The sequence below is a fragment of the Staphylococcus argensis genome (assembly GCF_002902305.1).
Lineage (GTDB): Bacteria > Bacillota > Bacilli > Staphylococcales > Staphylococcaceae > Staphylococcus > Staphylococcus argensis.
Genome location: NZ_PPPX01000006.1, coordinates 1 through 286 on the forward strand (window position 1 = coordinate 1; position 286 = coordinate 286).

The window sequence follows — 286 nt, forward strand, 5'->3', positions numbered from 1 at the left end:
GTGGGCCTAAGTGGACTCGAACCACCGACCTCACGCTTATCAGGCGTGCGCTCTAACCAGCTGAGCTATAGGCCCTCAATTATTTTCGAGTCAAGCGCTTTCACTCTTCTTCATTCTCGCTTCAAGTGTGCAGTTACTTACACTAAGTAAGCTCCTTTCACTTTCAGCTCAATTCATCGATTGAGAATCGCTTTCTTTCGAAAATGATATTTTTAAGAGTCAAGCATTTGCACTTTCCTCTATTTAATTGAACACTCTGATGAGCATTCAAAACTAAATGCAATAT

At 41.3% G+C, this 286-nt stretch carries 1 tRNA gene; it reads right to left on the bottom strand.

Annotated elements, in window-relative coordinates:
* Position 1 precedes the first annotated feature (1 nt).
* A tRNA-Ile gene (locus CD039_RS06715) sits at positions 2–75 on the bottom strand.
* Positions 76–286: the final 211 nt, after the last annotated feature.